This window comes from Micromonospora zhanjiangensis, assembly GCF_042650605.1.
Taxonomy (GTDB): Bacteria; Actinomycetota; Actinomycetes; order Mycobacteriales; family Micromonosporaceae; genus Micromonospora_J; species Micromonospora_J zhanjiangensis.
Genome location: NZ_JBHSBN010000003.1, coordinates 263,597 through 279,923, shown reverse-complemented (window position 1 = coordinate 279,923; position 16,327 = coordinate 263,597). Strand labels below are relative to the sequence as shown.

14 protein-coding genes and 1 pseudogene are annotated in these 16,327 nt (G+C 72.1%); 9 read left to right on the top strand and 6 right to left on the bottom strand.

Annotation, left to right across the window (positions count from 1 at the left end; genetic code table 11):
- Nucleotides 1-52 precede the first annotated feature (52 nt).
- From ACFOX0_RS07215 to ACFOX0_RS07190, 6 genes and pseudogenes are all read left to right on the top strand, one after another.
- Nucleotides 53-2,134: pseudogene (locus ACFOX0_RS07215) on the top strand (transglycosylase domain-containing protein); the annotation flags it as partial.
- A 275-nt stretch (nucleotides 2,135-2,409) separates the two neighbouring features.
- Nucleotides 2,410-4,299, top strand: coding sequence for a hypothetical protein (locus ACFOX0_RS07210; RefSeq protein ID WP_377542926.1), 1,890 nt, complete (start codon nucleotides 2,410-2,412; stop codon nucleotides 4,297-4,299).
- On the top strand, nucleotides 4,296-5,762 hold the full coding sequence (locus ACFOX0_RS07205; RefSeq protein ID WP_377542925.1) for an NADH-ubiquinone oxidoreductase-F iron-sulfur binding region domain-containing protein: 1,467 nt from the start codon (nucleotides 4,296-4,298) through the stop codon (nucleotides 5,760-5,762). The genes ACFOX0_RS07210 and ACFOX0_RS07205 overlap by 4 nt, the downstream gene beginning before the upstream one ends.
- A gap of 62 nt (nucleotides 5,763-5,824) precedes the next feature.
- Complete coding sequence (locus ACFOX0_RS07200; RefSeq protein WP_377542924.1) at nucleotides 5,825-6,406, top strand: TlpA family protein disulfide reductase; 582 nt, start codon at nucleotides 5,825-5,827, stop codon at nucleotides 6,404-6,406.
- Nucleotides 6,407-6,412: 6 nt separating this feature from the next.
- Nucleotides 6,413-7,396, top strand: a complete 984-nt coding sequence (locus ACFOX0_RS07195) for a cytochrome c biogenesis CcdA family protein (protein WP_377542923.1) — start codon at nucleotides 6,413-6,415, stop codon at nucleotides 7,394-7,396.
- Nucleotides 7,397-7,510: 114 nt separating this feature from the next.
- Complete coding sequence (locus ACFOX0_RS07190; RefSeq protein WP_377542921.1) at nucleotides 7,511-8,215, top strand: lytic polysaccharide monooxygenase; 705 nt, start codon at nucleotides 7,511-7,513, stop codon at nucleotides 8,213-8,215.
- A gap of 68 nt (nucleotides 8,216-8,283) precedes the next feature.
- On the opposite strand, the gene mgrA is transcribed toward ACFOX0_RS07190, so the two are convergent.
- The 4 genes from mgrA to ACFOX0_RS07170 all read right to left on the bottom strand — a co-directional run bounded on the left by mgrA (nucleotide 8,284) and on the right by ACFOX0_RS07170 (nucleotide 11,937).
- Nucleotides 8,284-9,276, bottom strand: a complete 993-nt coding sequence (gene mgrA / locus ACFOX0_RS07185) for an L-glyceraldehyde 3-phosphate reductase (protein WP_377542920.1) — start codon at nucleotides 9,274-9,276, stop codon at nucleotides 8,284-8,286.
- Between the two features lie 58 nt (nucleotides 9,277-9,334).
- The gene (locus ACFOX0_RS07180; RefSeq protein WP_377542919.1) at nucleotides 9,335-10,576 is read right to left on the bottom strand and encodes an RNA polymerase sigma factor; all 1,242 of its coding nucleotides are present in this window, start codon (nucleotides 10,574-10,576) and stop codon (nucleotides 9,335-9,337) included.
- Nucleotides 10,573-10,929: a YciI family protein gene (locus tag ACFOX0_RS07175; protein WP_377542918.1), complete on the bottom strand. Its 357-nt coding sequence runs from the start codon at nucleotides 10,927-10,929 to the stop codon at nucleotides 10,573-10,575. The genes ACFOX0_RS07180 and ACFOX0_RS07175 overlap by 4 nt, the downstream gene beginning before the upstream one ends.
- A gap of 339 nt (nucleotides 10,930-11,268) precedes the next feature.
- The gene (locus ACFOX0_RS07170; RefSeq protein WP_377542917.1) at nucleotides 11,269-11,937 is read right to left on the bottom strand and encodes a Tat pathway signal sequence domain protein; all 669 of its coding nucleotides are present in this window, start codon (nucleotides 11,935-11,937) and stop codon (nucleotides 11,269-11,271) included.
- A gap of 379 nt (nucleotides 11,938-12,316) precedes the next feature.
- Between ACFOX0_RS07170 and ACFOX0_RS07165 the strand changes: the two genes are divergently transcribed.
- The 3 genes from ACFOX0_RS07165 (at nucleotide 12,317) to ACFOX0_RS07155 (ending at nucleotide 14,465) form a co-directional block, all read left to right on the top strand.
- Nucleotides 12,317-13,075, top strand: a complete 759-nt coding sequence (locus ACFOX0_RS07165; RefSeq protein ID WP_377542916.1) for a TetR/AcrR family transcriptional regulator — start codon at nucleotides 12,317-12,319, stop codon at nucleotides 13,073-13,075.
- Between the two features lie 225 nt (nucleotides 13,076-13,300).
- Nucleotides 13,301-13,954 carry a DUF6230 family protein gene (locus ACFOX0_RS07160; protein WP_377542914.1) on the top strand — a complete coding sequence of 218 codons (654 nt, stop codon included), beginning with the start codon at nucleotides 13,301-13,303 and terminating at the stop codon, nucleotides 13,952-13,954.
- A 1-nt stretch (nucleotide 13,955) separates the two neighbouring features.
- The gene (locus ACFOX0_RS07155; protein ID WP_377542913.1) at nucleotides 13,956-14,465 is read left to right on the top strand and encodes a DUF6114 domain-containing protein; all 510 of its coding nucleotides are present in this window, start codon (nucleotides 13,956-13,958) and stop codon (nucleotides 14,463-14,465) included.
- On the opposite strand, the gene ACFOX0_RS07150 is transcribed toward ACFOX0_RS07155, so the two are convergent.
- Nucleotides 14,458-15,525, bottom strand: a complete 1,068-nt coding sequence (locus tag ACFOX0_RS07150; RefSeq protein WP_377543115.1) for a DNA polymerase III subunit beta family protein — start codon at nucleotides 15,523-15,525, stop codon at nucleotides 14,458-14,460. The two genes, ACFOX0_RS07155 and ACFOX0_RS07150, sit on opposite strands and share 8 nt — an antisense overlap.
- A gap of 47 nt (nucleotides 15,526-15,572) precedes the next feature.
- Nucleotides 15,573-16,262, bottom strand: a complete 690-nt coding sequence (locus ACFOX0_RS07145) for a TetR/AcrR family transcriptional regulator (protein ID WP_377542912.1) — start codon at nucleotides 16,260-16,262, stop codon at nucleotides 15,573-15,575.
- Between the last annotated feature and the right edge of the window lie 65 nt (nucleotides 16,263-16,327).

Here is a 16,327-nt window from a genome sequence, read left to right as displayed (position 1 = left end):
ACAATCGCCCCCCGGTGTGCGACAACCCCACACCGGGGGGCAAGCTTTACGGATGTCCCTCCGCTCGTTGCTGCCCAAGTTGCTCACGTTGGTGCTGTGCGGTGTGCTCGCCGGGCTCGCGCTCGCCGCCGCCGCGCTGCCGGCCAACACCCTGGTCGGGCTGGTCACCAAGTCGGCCAGTGACAACTTCGCCCAGTTGCCGAGCGATCTGCGCACACCGCCGCCGGCGCAACTGTCCTACGTGTACGCCAACGACGGCAAGACCTTGATCACGACCTTCTACGACGTGAACCGGATCAACGTGCCGCTGGACCAGATCGCCCCGGTGATGCGGCAGGCGATGGTGGCGGCCGAGGACGTGCGGTTCTACCAGCACAACGGCGTGGACATGCGCAGCCTGGCCCGGGCCTTCGTGGTCAACAGCAACAGCGACGACGTCTCCCAGGGCGGATCCACGCTGACCATGCAGTATGTCCGGAACGTCCTGAAGACCGACCCGAACCTGACCGAGCAGGAGCGGCAGAAGGCCACCGAGACCACCAAGGGCCGCAAGGTCCAGGAGATCCGGTACGCCGTCGCGCTGGAACACAAGATCTCCAAGGACGAGATTCTCAACCGCTACCTCAACATCGCGTACTTCGGTGCCGGCGCGTACGGGATCGACGCCGCCAGCCAGCGCTACTTCGGCAAGTCGCCGGCGAAGCTGACCCTCGCCGAGGCCGCGCTGATCGCCGGTCTGGTGCAGTCGCCGGACGTTTACAGCCCGATCGGCAACGCCCCGGACCAGGCCCTGGCGCGCCGCGCGTACGTGCTCGACTCCATGGTCAAGATGGGCCACATCACCGCCGACCAGGCGGCCCAGGCCAAGGCCGAGAAGCTGGTCCTGCGCCCCACCGAGCCGCCGAACGGCTGCACCGCGACCCCGAGCGGCCACGACGACTGGGGCTTCTTCTGCGACTACCTGCGCCAGTGGTGGCGGGAACAGCCGGCCTTCGGGGCAACCCCGCAGGAGCGCGAGCAGGCGCTGCGCCAGGGCGGCTACTCCATCGTCACCTCGCTGGACCCGAAGGTGCAGGCGGAGGCGACGAAGCAGGCCACCAAGGTGTACGGCTACAACAGCCCCCGCGCCCTGCCGATCGCCGCGGTCGAGCCGGGCACCGGCCGGGTGCTGGCGATGGCGGTGAACCGGCACTACAGCCTGAAGGCGAACCCGAAGGGTCAGGCCAACCGGCCGAACACCGTCAACCAACTGATCGCCGGCGGTGGAAACATCACCGGCTACCAGGCCGGTTCGACGTTCAAGATGTTCGTCATGCTGGCCGCCCTGGAGGCGGGCAAGCCGCTGAGCACCTCGTTCGACGCGCCGGCGAAGTTCAAGTCGCAGTACCCGGACGGCGGCCCGGTCAGCTGTGACGGCTACTGGTGCCCGTCGAACGCCAACCCGAAGTGGATGGACGGCCAGCGGAACATGTGGACCGGCTTCGGCCGCTCGGTGAACACCTACTTCGTCTGGCTGGAGCAGCAGGTCGGCGTGAACAAGGCGGTCGAGATGGCGCAGCGGCTCGGCATCAGGTTCCGGGCCGAGTCGGACGCGACGACCGCCAAGAACAGCGCGAACTGGGGGGCGTTCACCCTGGGTGTCGCGTCCACCACGCCGCTGGACGTGGCCAACGCGTACGCCACCCTGGCCAGCGACGGGATGTACTGCGCGCCGCTGCCGGTGGTGTCGATCACCGGTGCCGACGGGCAGAAGATCTCGGCCGGTCAGCCGAGTTGCAAGCGGGTGCTCGACGCGGGCGTCGCCCGCGCGGCCACCGACGCGGCCCGTTGCCCGGTCGGCCAGCAGTCGGCGTTCGGCAAGTGCGACGGCGGTACGGCCGGCGCGGTCGGCTCGATGCTCGGCAGTCGGGCGGTGGCCGGCAAGACCGGGACCACGGAGAACAACGCCACGGCGACGTTCGCCGGGTTCACCCCGCAGGTGGCCGCGGCCGGTATCGCCGCGAACCCGGACGATCCTCGGGACGCGGTCGGCGACGGGGTGTCGGCGAGCGTGAACGCCGCCGTCGCCCGGACGATGCTCGCCGCGATGCAGGGAAAACCGATCAAGAGCTTCCCGGCCCCGGACCGCTCCCTCGCCTTCGGCTGACCGTGGTGGAACCGCCCCGACCAGGCAGTACCCGGTCGGGGCGGGACACCCGTCGGGCGGTGGTGAAAAATAATCATCGCGGGACTCATCCGCTGACGGCGTCCACACGTACCTGATGACGGGCAAGTCACCGGGAGCGCGAAACCCGGTGGCGGGCTTATGGCTGCACGAAGGACAGAGCTGGGCAGGCAACCGCGCTTGTCGGGGGGCAAACCGGCCACGTGGGACGCGTCAGTGGCACGACGCGGAAGATCGAGGAGCGTATGGCGCGGACAAAAGAGATCCAGCGACCCGTCACGCCCAGGAGCGCCAGTAGTCGTACCGGGCGTTCCATCCCCAAGCCGGCGATCGCCGGCCTGGTGGCCTCGGGGTTGGCGGCGTTCTGGGCGATGGCGATGCTGACCTCCTTCGGGCAGATCCTGTACGTCTATCTGTTCGTCTTCACCGAGTTCTACGCAGGCGTCGTGGTTCTGGTTCTGCTGAGCATGACCGTGATGGCCGGCCTGGTGGCGACCGATCGGCTGGTGCTGATGATCCGGCACCGGGTGCTGCTGCAGTCGGCCCACCGGGCGATGGGCACGGTCGCGGTCGGCGCGTTGGTGCTGCACATCCTGACCAAGATCGCGATCGGTCGGGCCGGGGCGCTGGATTCGGTCGTTCCGTTCGTCTCCGGCCGCGGCGTCTACATCGGGCTCGGCACCGTCGCCGGTTACCTGATGGTCGCCGTGTTGTGGACCGGCATCGTCCGGATGCGGTTCGTCGGCAAGGGCAAGCCGTGGATGTGGCGGGCACTGCACAGCACCGCCTACGTCTCCTGGCCGATCGCCCTGTTCCACGGCCTGAACGCCGGTCGGCCGCCGGCCACCTGGGTCGTGGTCAGCTACCTCGTCTGCGTGCTCGGCGTGGTGGCCACCATGATCGTCCGCGTGTCGGTGAGCATCGGCCGCAAGAGCAAGGAGAGCGGCTCGACCACCGGTTCGCTGAAGCCGGTCGGCAAGATGGCCGAGGCCACCGACAAGGTTCGCGGCTCGGACAAGGCCCGTGGCTCGACCGAGGGCGCGACCCGCCGTCGTCCGGGCGCCCGGGTCAGCAGCGAGGAGGGCTGGTACCAGGGCCTGAAGTCCGGCCCGAACGATCCCAAGATCGATTCCTGGGGGGCGAACGGCGAGTCGACGGTGCGGGAGACCCGCCGCCGGTCGGCCAACCGGTTCACCGTGCCCGAGGTGCCGCGCGGCCGGCCGGCCGAGGACGCGCCGCCGGCCGACCCGTGGTCGGAGGAGCGCGGCGGGCGGGTCTACCAGCCGCCGGCCGCCGCCGCGCAGACGACCGCCGTCCCGTCGTCGGCGGTTCCGGAGGAGCCGTGGGACAGCCCGAAGCGCTGGTCCGCCGAGCCCACCGCGTCGCGTTCCCGCCGGGACCGGGCCGAGGAGGACGTGGCCCCGGTCTCCGCCCGCCCGCGCCGCTCCCGCGACGAGGACGTCGCGCCGGTGTCGGCCCCGCGCTCGCGTCGGGTCCGGGATGAGGATGTGGCGCCGGTGTCGGCGCCGCGGTCGCGGCGGACGCGGGATGAGGATGTGGCGCCGGTGTCGGCGCCGCGGTCGCGGCGGACGCGGGACGAGGATGTGGCGCCGGTGTCGGCGCCGCGGTCGCGGCGGACGCGGGACGAGGATGTCGCGCCGGTGTCGGCGCCGCGGTCGCGGCGGACGCGGGACGAGGATGTCGCGCCGGTCTCGGCGCCGCGGTCGCGGCGGTCCCGGAACGACGACGTCGCGCCGGTGTCGGTGCCGGTGCTCGCGGCGGATGCGGTCGACGACAGCTTCGACTCGGCCAGCACCAACTACTGGGAGCGGCCGAAGCAGTGGGAGGAGGACGAGGCGGCCCGCCGCGCCGGCCGGCACAGCCGGGACGACGACGAGGACGACTACGTCGACGACAGCCCGGTGAGCGGCTACCTCGCGGCCAGCCCGGTCAGCGGGTACGCCCCGACCAGCCCGGCGCGACCGGTCGACGACGACACGCCGACGTTGATAAACCTCGCCTCGCGCCGGGCCATGCGGGACGCCGAGGGCGGCTCCGCCCGGTCGCGCCGCAAGCGGGCGGCCTCCGAGGTGGACGGGGAGTACTGGACAAAGTTGCGAGGTGAGGCACAGTGAGCAGGTCGAAGGTGCCGCCGGTGGCGTGCTTCGGCGAGCCCCGGCTCACTGCCGGCTTCGACGAGTTCGGCAGTCTCGACCTGATGGCGCACGAGGAGGTGCACGGGCCGGTCAGCCCGCTGTCCCCGGCCGCGCTGTTGCGGCTGGCCGAGGACATCCAGCTCAAGGGCAAGGGCGGGGCCGGCTTCCCGTTCGCCCGAAAGCTGCGTGCCGTCCTCGAGTCGTCGGACAAGCAGAACCTGCCGCCGGTGGTGGTGGTCAACGCGACCGAGGGCGAACCGGCAAGCTGGAAGGACAAGGTGCTGCTCACCCGGGCGCCGCACCTGATCCTGGACGGCGCCGCGCTGGCCGCGTACGCGTTGGACGCCGACGAGATCGTGATCGGCGTGGCCGACGACGGCGTGGGGGAGGACTCCATCGCCGCGGCGTTGAGCGAGCGGCGGATGCCGGTGCAGACCGGCATCGTCACCGTCCCGCACCGGTTCATCTCCGGTGAGGGCGGCGCGCTGGTCAACGGCATCAACGGCGCCGCGCACATCCCGCCCGGCGTCAAGAAGCGGTCCAGCGACTCCGGCGTGGGCGAGTTGCCCACCCTGCTGTCCAACGCCGAGACGTACGCCCAACTCGCGCTCGCCTCCCGGCTCGGCCCGTACGAGTATTCCGCGGTCGGCACCAGCGACGAGCCCGGCACGGTGTTGCTCACGGTGACCGGTTCCGCCGGCCGGCCCGCGGTGGTGGAGTGCCCGGCCGGCACCCCGCTGCGCGAGATCCTGGAGCTGTGCGAGGTCCCGGCCGGTCCGGGCATCCTGATGGGCGGCTACCACGGCAAGTGGATCACCGCCGAGGCGGCGACCAAGGCGGAGGTGTCCCGCAAGGGACTCGCCGCGGTCGGCGGCACCCTCGGTGCCGGTATCGTCGTCCCGCTCGGCAACGACACCTGCCCGCTGGGCGAGGTCGCCCAGGTGGTGCAGTACCTGGCCGCCGAGTCCGCCGGCCAGTGCGGGCCGTGCCGGCTCGGGCTGCCGGACCTGGCCCGGTCGGTCGATCTGGCCGTGGCGGGCGGCGCCACCGCCGACGTGGTCCGCCGGGCGGCCGGCGTGATCCGCGGCCGGGGCGCGTGCAGCCACCCGGACGGCAGCGGGCGGTTCGCCACCTCGGCCCTGGAGGTGTTCGCCGACGACCTCGCCGCGCACACCACCCGGGACGGTTGCGGCAAGCGGGTCAAGGGCATGATGGGCCTGCCGAGCACCCCGGACAGCCCGAAGTACCGGCTGACCGTCGACTGGTCCCGGTGTGACGGGCACGGTCTCTGCGCGGTCGTCGTACCGGAGTTCATCCGGCTGGACAGCAACGGGTTCCCGGCCTTCCCGCAGACCGCCGTACCGACCTGGCTGGAGCGCGGCGCGCGCAAGGCGGTGCAGATGTGCCCGGCGCTGGCGCTGCGGATGAGCGGCTCGGAGTGACCGGTACGACCCGCCGCCGACCGGTGGCGGGAGCGCGACAACCGGACGCGAGGGAGAAGCGGATGCGGATCCGACCGGTGTGCACGGCGCTGCTGGTGGCCGGCCTGCTCGGCGCGGCCACGGGATGCGGGGCCGCTGGTGACGGCGCGGTCGTACCGGCCGCCGCCGGCGCCGCGAGCGGCTCGCCCACGGCGTCGACCGGGGCGTCGGCGTCCGCGTCGGCCGCCCCGGCGACCGTGCCGAAGTCGCTCACCTTCGAGGCGAAGACCCTGGCCGGCCAGCCGTTCAAGGGCGCCACCCTGGCCGGCAGGCCGACCGTGCTGTGGTTCTGGGCGCCGTGGTGCGCCACCTGCGCCGGCCAGGCCTCCTCGGTGGCCGAGCTGTCCGCCCAGTACGGCGACCGGGTGGGCTTCGTCGGTGTCGCCGGTCTGGGTGAGCTGCCGGCGATGAAGGACTTCGTCAAGGAGTTCTCGCTGCAGCAGGTCACCCAGCTCAACGACAGGGCCGGGACGGTCTGGCGCCGGTTCCAGGTGGCCGAGCAGAGCACCTTCGTCATCCTCGACAAGGACGGCCGGGTGACCCACCGGGGCTGGCTGGACAGCCAGGAGTTCGAGCAGAAGGTCGCGGCGCTGGCCGCCGCCTGAGCGCCGGTGACCGCCGCCCTGCTGCTCGCCCTGACCGCCGGCATGCTCGGCGCGGTCAACCCGTGCGGGTTCGCGATGCTGCCGGCGTACCTGTCGGTGCTGGTTGCCCGCCGGTCCACCGCCCCCGGAACGCCCGCGACCACCGACCGGCCGGGGCCCGTCCCGACAGACCGGCCAGGGCCCGGACCGGGTGATCGGCCAGGGCCCGGACCGGGCAAGCGGCCGGATCCGTCGGGGTCCGCGCCGGGGCGGCGGGGTGTCGGCCCGGTCGGGCGGGCGCTGGTCTCGACCGCCGCCCTCACCATCGGGTACGTCGCCGTGTTCGGCGCGTTCGGGCTGCTCCTGGCGCCGGTCACCGGTTGGTTGCAGCCGCGGCTGCCCTGGCTGACCGCCGGGCTGGGGGTGCTGCTGGTGGCGCTCGGCGGTTGGCTGCTGGCCGGTCGGAAGCTGCCGGCACCCGGACTCGGCGCCCGGGCGCCCCGGCTGTCCGGCACCTTCGCGTCGATGGTGCTGTTCGGCATGGCGTACGCCGTGGCCTCGCTCAGCTGCACGATCGCGCCGTTCCTGGCCACCGTGGTGTCCAGTCTGCGGGCCGGCTCGACGGTCGAGGGCATCGCGCTGTTCGGCGCGTACGCCGTCGGGATGGGCCTGGTGGTCGGGGTGACCGCGCTGGCCGTTGCGCTGGTCCAGGAATCGGTGCTGGCCCGGCTGCGCCGGCTCACCGGCCTGGTGTCCCGGCTCGGCGGCGTCGTGCTGGTACTGGCCGGCGGATACGTCGGTTACTACGGCTGGTACGAGCTACGGTTGATGTCCGGCGTCCGGTCGGCGCTCGGCGATCCGGTGATCGGCGCGGCGGCCGGGGTGCAGCAGCGGCTCGCCGCCACGGTCGGCGGGGTCGGGCCCGGCCTGCTGGCCGCGCTGCTGGTCGCCCTTGCGGTGGGCGGGTGGACGGTCGGCCGACTGACCGGGGCCCGCCGCGCGCGGAGCTGACGGAACACCCGCACCGGCTCGATCTCCACCAAATCATCCCGCACGCCGCACTAGCGATCGAGGCAGACATCGGTTAATTTGAATCTGTCAATTAAGCGCGAGGAGGTCTCTCCCATGGCAGTACTGGCCGCAACCCGCCGCACCTGGCTGTTCCGGGTGCTCGCCCTGATGGCGGCCGTCCTGGCCGCCGTGGCGATATCGGCGACGGTGCCGAACAGCGCCTGGGCGCACGGCAACATCATCGACGCGCCGTCCCGTAACTTCGGCTGCTGGCAGCGTTGGGGCAGCCACTTCCAGGACCCGGCGATGGCCACCCAGGATCCGATGTGTTACCAGGCCTGGCAGGCCAACCCCAACACGATGTGGAACTGGATGAGTCTGTACCGGAACGGGATGGGCGGCAACTTCCAGGCCGCGGTCCCGGACGGGACGCTGTGCAGCATGAACCACGCCGAGGGTGGCCTGGGCAACTCGCTCGACGCGGTCGGCAACTGGCAGGCCAAGAGCATCGGTCGCAACTTCACCCTGACCCTGCACGACCAGGCCAGCCACGGCGCCGACTTCGTCCGGGTCTACGTGACCAAGCAGGGCTACGACCCGACCCGGCAGGCGCTGGGCTGGGGCAACCTGGACCTGGTGACCACCGTCGGCAAGACGCCCGCCGCGCAGTGGACGAGGGCCACCACGCCGACCAGCGGCGTCCAGCTGAAGATCAACGCCACGGCGAACCACTCCGGCCGGGCCATCGTGTTCACCATCTGGCAGGCCAGCCACATGGACCAGGCGTACTTCTTCTGCAGCGACGTCAACATCAGCTGACCCGCGCGCCGGTCGCCCGTTCGCGGGCCGCGTTCGACAAGGACGCGGCCCGCGAACCGCCCGGCCCGTTACTCCAGCGCGGTCTTGTCGATCTCGGCCAGTTCCTCGCCGGTGAACGACAGGCCGGCCAACGCGCCGACGTTGGCCTCCAGTTGCCGGACGCTGCTCGCCCCGATGATCAGGCTGGTCATTCGCGGGTCGCGCAACGCCCAGGCCAGGGCGAGCTGGGCCAGGCTCTGCCCGCGCCGGGCGGCGATCCCGTGCAACGCCCGGATCCTGCTCATCGTCTCGTCGGTCAGCGCGCTCTCGCTGAGGAAGTCGCTGGTGGCGATCCGCGAGTCGGCCGGTACGCCGTGCAGGTAGCGGTCGGTGAGCAGGCCCTGGGCCAGCGGGCTGAAGGCGACACAGCCGGTGCCCACCCGGTCCAGGGTGTCCAGCAGATTGTCCCGCTCGATCCAGCGGTTCATCATCGAGTACGACGGCTGGTTGACCAGCAACGGCGTGCCCAGGTCGCGTAGGATCGCGGCGGCCTGCGCGGTCTGCTCCGCGTTGTAGTTGGAGACGCCGACGTAGAGCGCCTTGCCGGCCCGCACCACGGCGTCCAGCGCGCCCATCGTCTCCTCCAGCGGCGTGTCCGGGTCGGGCCGGTGGTGGTAGAAGATGTCGACGTAGTCCAGGCCCGTCCGGCGCAGCGACTGGTCCAGCGACGCGACCAGATACTTCCGGGAACCCCACTCGCCGTACGGGCCGGGCCACATGTGGTAGCCGGCCTTGGTCGACACGACCAGCTCGTCCCGGTACGCCGTGAAGTCGGCGGCCAGGATCCGGCCGAAGTTCTCCTCCGCCGAGCCGGCCGGCGGACCGTAGTTGTTGGCCAGGTCGACGTGGGTGATCCCGAGGTCGAAGGCGCGCCGCAGGATGTCCCGCTGGGTGTCCAACGGGCGGCCGTGCCCGAAGTTGTGCCACAGCCCGAGTGAGATGGCGGGCAGCCGCAGGCCGCTGCGCCCGGCCCGGCGGTAGGTCATCGAGTCGTACCGGTCGTCGGCGGCGAGATAGGTCACGCAGGGGAGGGTAACGCCCGCCACCGACGCCTCGGCGACCGCGTTCCGGCGGGTGGAATCAGGCGGACCCGTACGGGGCGACCTCGGCGAGGCGGGTGGTCAGGAAGGCGCGTTCCACGCTGTTGTCGGTGAGCAGCAGGGCCTCCCGGTACGCCTGCGCCGCCTCGGCCCGTCGGTCGAGCCGGCGCAGGAAGTCGGCCCGGGCGGCGCTGAGGTAGCCGTAGGCGGCCAGCGCGGGTTCGGCGAGCAGCGGTTCCAACGCGTCGAGGCCGGCCTGCGGGCCGTCCCGCAGGCCCAGCGCGACGGCGCGGTTGAGGTCCACCAGCGGTGACGGCCACCGGTCGCGCAGCACGTCGTACAGTCCGACGATCTCCGTCCAGTCGGTCTCCGCCCAGCTCGGCGCCTCGGCGTGAACGGCGGCGATGGCGGCCTCGACGGCGTACCGGGTCGCCGGCCCTCGGCGCAGGGCGCCGGTCAGCAGGGCGACGCCCTCGCCGATCTGCCGGGCGTCCCACCTGGCCCGGTCCTGCTCGGCGAGCGGCACCAGCCGGCCGGCATCCGAGACCCGGGTCTCCTGCCGGGCGTCGACCAGCAGCAGCAGCGCGAGCAGGGCGGCGATCCCGGCGTCGGTCGGCATGAGCAGGTGCAGCATCCGGGCCAGGCCGACGGCGCTGTCCACCAGGTCCCGACGGACCAGGTCCGTGCCGACCGGGGCGGTGTGCCCGGTGGTGAAGACGAGATGGACCACGTCCAGCACGACGCCGACCCGCTCGCTGAGCTGGTCGGGCGACGGCACCCGGTACGGGATCCGGGCCGCGAGGATCTTCTTCTTGGCCCGGGTGAGCCGAGCGGCCATGGTCGACTCCGGCACCAGGAACGCGCGGGCCACCTCGACCGTGGACAGGCCGCAGACCAGCCGCAGGGTCAGGGCGACCTGGGCGTCCCGGGACAGGGCCGGGTGGCAGCAGGTGAAGACGAGCCGGAGCCGGTCGTCGTCCGTGCCGCCCTCGCCCGGCCCGGGTGTCGTCTCGTCCGTCACCAGCAGGGGCAGGTTCCGGCGCAGCACCGACTCGTGCCGCAGCACGTCGAGCGCCCGGTTGCGCGCCACGGTGGTGAGCCAGGCGCCGGGCCGGTCCGGAACGCCGGTGCGTGGCCAGGTCCGCAACGCCTGCGCGTACGCGTCCTGGGCGCACTCCTGCCCCAGGTCGAGATCGCGGGTCAGGCGTACCGTGGCGGCGAGCACCCGGGCCCAGTCGCGGCGGTGGGCCTGCGCCACCGCCGCGACGACGTCATGGTTCATTCCCGTTCCAGCACCGGGCGGATCTCGACTCCGCTGTGCCCGACGGAGACCTCGGGCAGCCGCCGGGCGAGCGAGATCGCCTCGTCCAGGTCGGCGGCCTCCAGCAGGTAGAAGCCGCCGAGGACCTCCTTGGTCTCCAGGAACGGCCCGTCGGTGATGCCGAGCCGACCGTCCGGGTCCGGCCGCAGGGTGGTCGCGGTCGCCGTCGGCTGCAACTCGGCCCCGGCCCGGAGGCCAGCACCGGCCGCGGCGGCGAAGGCACCGTGGGCGGCGTGGAACTCCTGCCATTGCGCCGGCGACATCGCCGCCCACTGCTGCTCGTCGCCGTAGATCAGGATGAGGTACTTCGCCATGTCGTACGTCCCGTCGGGTGGGGCCTCGGATGGGCCCGACTACTTCCACGACGAGTCAACCCGACCCCGGATCGACAATCGACGGCGGCAACGTGGCGGAATGCCCCGACGAACGGCGTCAGCGCGGGTCCGTGCTCGGGGGCTGGTCGACGATTGGCTGGAACACCTCGTGCAGCCGCTCGGCGAAGGCGCGCGGGCGCCGGAGTCACCGACCCGGCCCAGATCGTCGACCAACTCTTCCTGCCGCTGCTTTGCCGCTGTGCCGGGACCGGCTGAGCGGGCCTGCCCTGCACGCCGATGCGGGCGCCCCCGGTGGGGACGCCCGTACGTTCGGACGGCTCAGTTCACGTAGATGATCGGGCTGTCGGCCTGGCTGGTGTCCCGCACCGGCGAGTACGTCGCGGTGAAGTAGCCGGCGCTGAAGCAGAGGCTCGATCCGGAGACCCGGGTGAACTTCTGGGCGGCGAAGCCGATCGACACGGTGTCGTTGCTGGCGGTTCCGGACAGGGTGTTGCCGTCCGCCTCGTAGACGCAGGTGACGGTGCCCAGCAGCGTGCCGAGCACGATGGTGCTCTTGACCGGCGCCCCGTCGGCACCCTTGATCGTGACGACACCGTCGCTGGTGACCGTCGTGGTGTACGGCAGGTTGTTGACGGTGACGCTGCGTACCGAGGTGGTGCCGAAGACGTTGCTGGTGCAGCCGCCGAAGGTCTGCGCGGTGAGGCTTTCGGTCGCGGTGCCGGGGGCGGCCGGGTTGTCGGTCACGGTGGCGGTGAAGCCGGACTGCGTGCACTTCACACCACTGGTGCCGGTGGCGCTGGAGTAGAAGTTGGCCGTCGTGCCGGCCCGCAGGCTGGCCGACGCGACGTCGCCGACCGCGACGTTCGGTCCGCCGACGCTCTCGGTGGTCAGCACGGCGACGTCCTCCGCGGCCCGCGCGGGACTGGGCAGCATGAGGGCGATCAGCGCGGTCGCCGCGACGGCGGCGAACTGCCGGTACCTGGACATGGGGGTGGTCCTTCCGTTCAGCAAGTGCGGAAACAGGATGGAACGGTGCTGCCGATCGCGCCGCGAATGGGTATTCCGGCACCCGCCGGATAGGCGGCGCGGTATTCCTGGCGCCGCGTCGACGGCACCACCAATTGACGCGACCGGAGTCGCGCGATTGCCGAGCAGGTCAGGCTCTGCCACCTCGGCGAAGCCGCGTCACCTGCCGCTTTTCGGGTCGGGTGCGGCGCCGGACGGCCGCGGCCGGGGGAACCATCTGCCAGTTCTCCGATACCGTTGGGGAAAGGGGCGGAGCCGCTTGTTACCGGCCGGAAACAAACCTGGGGATGTTATAAACCTCGCAGAGTCTTAAAGTCAAGCACCAGGCTCAAGGAGATCGATGGCTACGACCGTTCCGCCGCTGGGGCGTACCCCGTTGCCGGGCGCCCGCGAGGGCCGCGATCCGGACCGGGTGATCAAGCGTGGACCGCGCCGGTTGCCGGCGGAGGTGGTCGCCGCGACCCAACGCGACCGGCTCTACGACGGACTGGTGCACACGGTTGCCGCGAAGGGCTACGACAACGCCCGGGTCAGCGACATCTGCCAGGCCGCCGGGGTCACCCGGCCGGCCTTCTACGCCCAGTTCGAGGGCAAGGAGGCGGCGTTCCTCGCCACCTACCGACACGGCACCACGGTCGTCGTACGTCTCATGCAGGCCGCGTACCGGGACGAGGGTGACTGGCGGTCCGGTGCCCGTGGCGCTCTCAAGGTCCTGTTGGACGTGCTGGCCGGCGTGCCGGCGTTCGCCACCATGGCGGTGGTCGAGGTCGACGCGGCCGGCCCGGCCGCGCGCCGGGAGCGGGATCGGCTGCTCGCCGAGTTCCGGCAGTTCTTCGGCGGTGCCCGGCCGCTGCCGCCGCTGGCCGTGCCGCACGACGTGTTGATCGACTCCATCGTGGGCGGGATCTACGCGACCATCCGGCAGCAGGTGGCCGCCGGGGCCGTGCAACGGTTGCCCGAGCTGCTGCCGGTGCTGACCTACTTCATGGTTGCCCCGTTCCTCGGGCCGGCGGAGGCCGCCCGGGAGGCGGCGGCCGTGGACCAGGGCGGGGTGGTGACGGTGGCGCCGTGCGTCCGCCGGCCAACGGATACGCATTGACCGAATTTAGTCGGATAACTCCGGGGTTTTTGACTAATGGCCGACCGCGCAGTCATTCGAAAGTTGGCAATGGTAAATCTTGACCGGCTCGGTACCGGGCGGTAACTTCACCGTGCCGTCGCCCGAATCCGAGAGGGCGGCCGGCAACCGATGAGGATCTTTGTTCCGTGACCACTCCGGTGGCCGCGCGATTCCGTCGCACCGATTCGACCAAGGGAGGCGGTCATGGCCGCAGGAACCTCCGGCGACAGCGATACCGGACGTGCTGGGGTGCGCTGGCGGCGGTTCGCCGCGGCGCTGGGCCTCACCGGCACGGCCGCCGGGGCGCTGGTGCTGCTCACCGCGCAGGGCGTCCTGGCCGCGCAGTTCTCGATCTCCGGCATGCCGTTCACGGTGACCGCCAACAAGCTCACCGGCACCGGGTTCGAGCAGTTCGCCACCATCGACGAGATGATCGAGAACAGCCCCAACCAGGGTGACACCGGCGGGCAGGTCCTGGTCATCGTCTCGGCGATCAACAAGGCCGAGCTGACCAACCTCTGCCAGAGCGTCAGCCTCGGCGGCATCAACCTCAAGATCACCGCAGGTGACGCCGGCACCCCGGTCAAGGGCACCAACATGGTGGTCGACTCCGCCAACGACCAGACCGACCCCAACTCGAACGCCATCCAGGGCGACGCCTCCTTCGACGACATCGACATCGGCCAGGACGCCAGCACGCTGAACCGGGTGCCGGGCGTGAAGGGCGGCCCCGGGGTGTTCTCCCAGCAGGCCCGGACGGTCACCATCGTCAACCTGCGGCAGCGCAACTACGCCACCACCGCCGCCGCCTTCAGCCTTCCGCACCTGCGGATGAAGTTCACCGACAGCGAATGCTGAGATGACCACCACGTCACCCGACCGGGCCCCGGGGGCTCGGTCGGCCTGGCGGTCCTGGCGGCGCTCCCGGCCGTTCTGGGGAGGGCTGCTGGTGACCCTCGGGGCCCTGGAGATCCTCGCCTCGGTCCGTGCGCCGCTGCCGGTGATCCTGCACGTCGGCCCGCAGGGTCTCGCGTCCTACCTGGTGCCGTTGCTGCTGTTGGTCTGCGGCGTGCTGCTGCTGGCCAACCCGAGCCAGCGGCTCTTCTACTCGGTCGTCGCCATGCTGCTGGCCCTCGGTTCCTGGCTGACGTCCAACCTGGGCGGCTTCGTGGTCGGCCTGCTGCTGTCCCTGATCGGCGCGTGTCTCGCCTTCGCCTGGACTCCCCGACGTGGCCCGTCCCGCCCGGCGCGGTCGGTGCGGGACCAGGCGGGCCCGGTGCGGGACCAGGCGGGCCCGGCGCGGGACCAGGCGGGCCCGGCGCGGGACCAGGCGGGCCCGGCGCGGGACCAGACGGACCCGGTCAACTGAGGCGGACCGGCATCAGCATCGACAGGGTCCGGTCACCGGCGGGGGTGCGGATCGCCAACGGCGCGATCGGGCCGTCGAGTTCCAGCACCAGTTGCCCGTGTCCGCCCGCGTCCAGCGCGTCGAGCAGGAACTCGCGGTTCACCGCGACGTGTTCCGATCCGGCCGCCGCCGCCTCGTCGAGAATCGTCAGCCTCCCGTCGCCGGCCACCGCGAGCACGGTCACCTCGTACGAGGTGCCGTGGGCTTCCCGCCGCAGCACGGGCGCCGTGCCGCCGGCGAGGGTGCGGCGCAGCTCGGCGACGTCCACCGTCACCCGGCGGGCGGTGCCCGTACCGGCCCGGTCCCGGACCAGTCGGCGGTAGTCCGGGAAGTCGAACTCCAGCGGCTCGCCGGCCACCGCACCGGCCCGGCACCGGGCGTCGAACCCGTCGGCGGCCACCGTCAGCACCACCTCGCCGCCGGTGAGCAGGGCGCGTACCCGGTCGACCAGGTCGGCCGGGGCCAGCACCCGGATCGGCGGGCCGGTCAGTTCGCGCACCGGTGCGACGGCCAGCGCCAGCCGGTAGCGGTCGGTGGCGACCAGCCGAAGGCCGTCCGGGTCGGCCTCGAACAGCACCCCGCCGAGCATCGGCAACTCCGGATCGGTGCCGACGGCGAAGCGTACGGCGTCCACGGCGGCGGCCAGGTCGGCGGCGGAGACGGTGATCCGGGTGCCGTTCGTCGGGTGCTCCGCCCGGTCGAGGTGGGTCCGCACGCGGGCCAGTTCGCGGCGGGCGTCGGCGAGCCCGTCCTCCAACCGGCGCAGGTGCGCGTCGAGCAGTTCCCGTACCGTGGCCGGGTCGGCGCGGGCGGCCAGCACCCGGTTGATGTCGGCCAGCGGCATTCCCACCCGGCGCAGGCTGGCCAGCATCCGCCCCGGAGCGACCTGTTCCGGGGCGTACCGCCGGTAGCCGGTGACCCGGTCCACCTCGGCCGGTACCAGCACGCCGGCGCCGTCGTAGAAACGCAGCGCGCTGACCGTCAGCCCGGTGGCCCGGGCCATCTCCCCGATGCCGCGCATGAAGCTCTCCACGTCCACCGATCCTGTGGTCTCGACCTGGTCGAGGGTCAACCCGGCGCCCCGCCCACGGCTGGGTCGGTCGGACCGGAGGGCGGCCCGACCGTGCCTGCGGGGGCACCCGCGCCGGCCGGGGCGGAGAAGTGGTCCAGCAGGCGGTCCACCGCCCGGCGGCCCCGCTGCGGCGCGGCCGGGTCGCGGTGCAGTTGCCGGGTCTGGTTGACCGCCGTCACGATACCGATCAGCTCGAACACCACCTGGTCGGGATCCGTGCGTGGATCCAGTTCACCGGCCGTCACGGCCCGCTGGATCTGCCAGGACAGCTCGCGCTGCCAGCGCCGGGCGTACTCGGCGACCGCGTCCCGGACCGGGCCGGGTCGGTCGTCGAACTCGGCGGTGGCGGCGATGAAGAAACAACCGCCGGGGAACACGCCGCGTTCCAGGTAGCCGATCCAGGACCCGCAGACGGCGCGCAGCCGGGCCAACCCGGCGGGCCGGTCGGCCACCGGCTCCCACACCTCCCGCCAGAAGATCTCCGCGGCCCGGTCGAGGACGACCAGCTGCAGTTTCTCCTTGGAGCCGAAGTGCCCCAGCAGCCCGGACTTGCTCATCGCCAGGTCGTCGGCGAGTCGGCCGATGGTCAGCCCTTCCAGCCCCTCCCGGGAGGCGACCTCGACGCCGCGGTCGACGATCGCCGCCCGGGTGCGGCGGGCGGCGGCGACCGAGACGCGGGGACTCACCGGCTCACTATAGCGACCTCGACGGCAACTTAACGAACGACCGTTCGGACGCTATAGTCACCCCC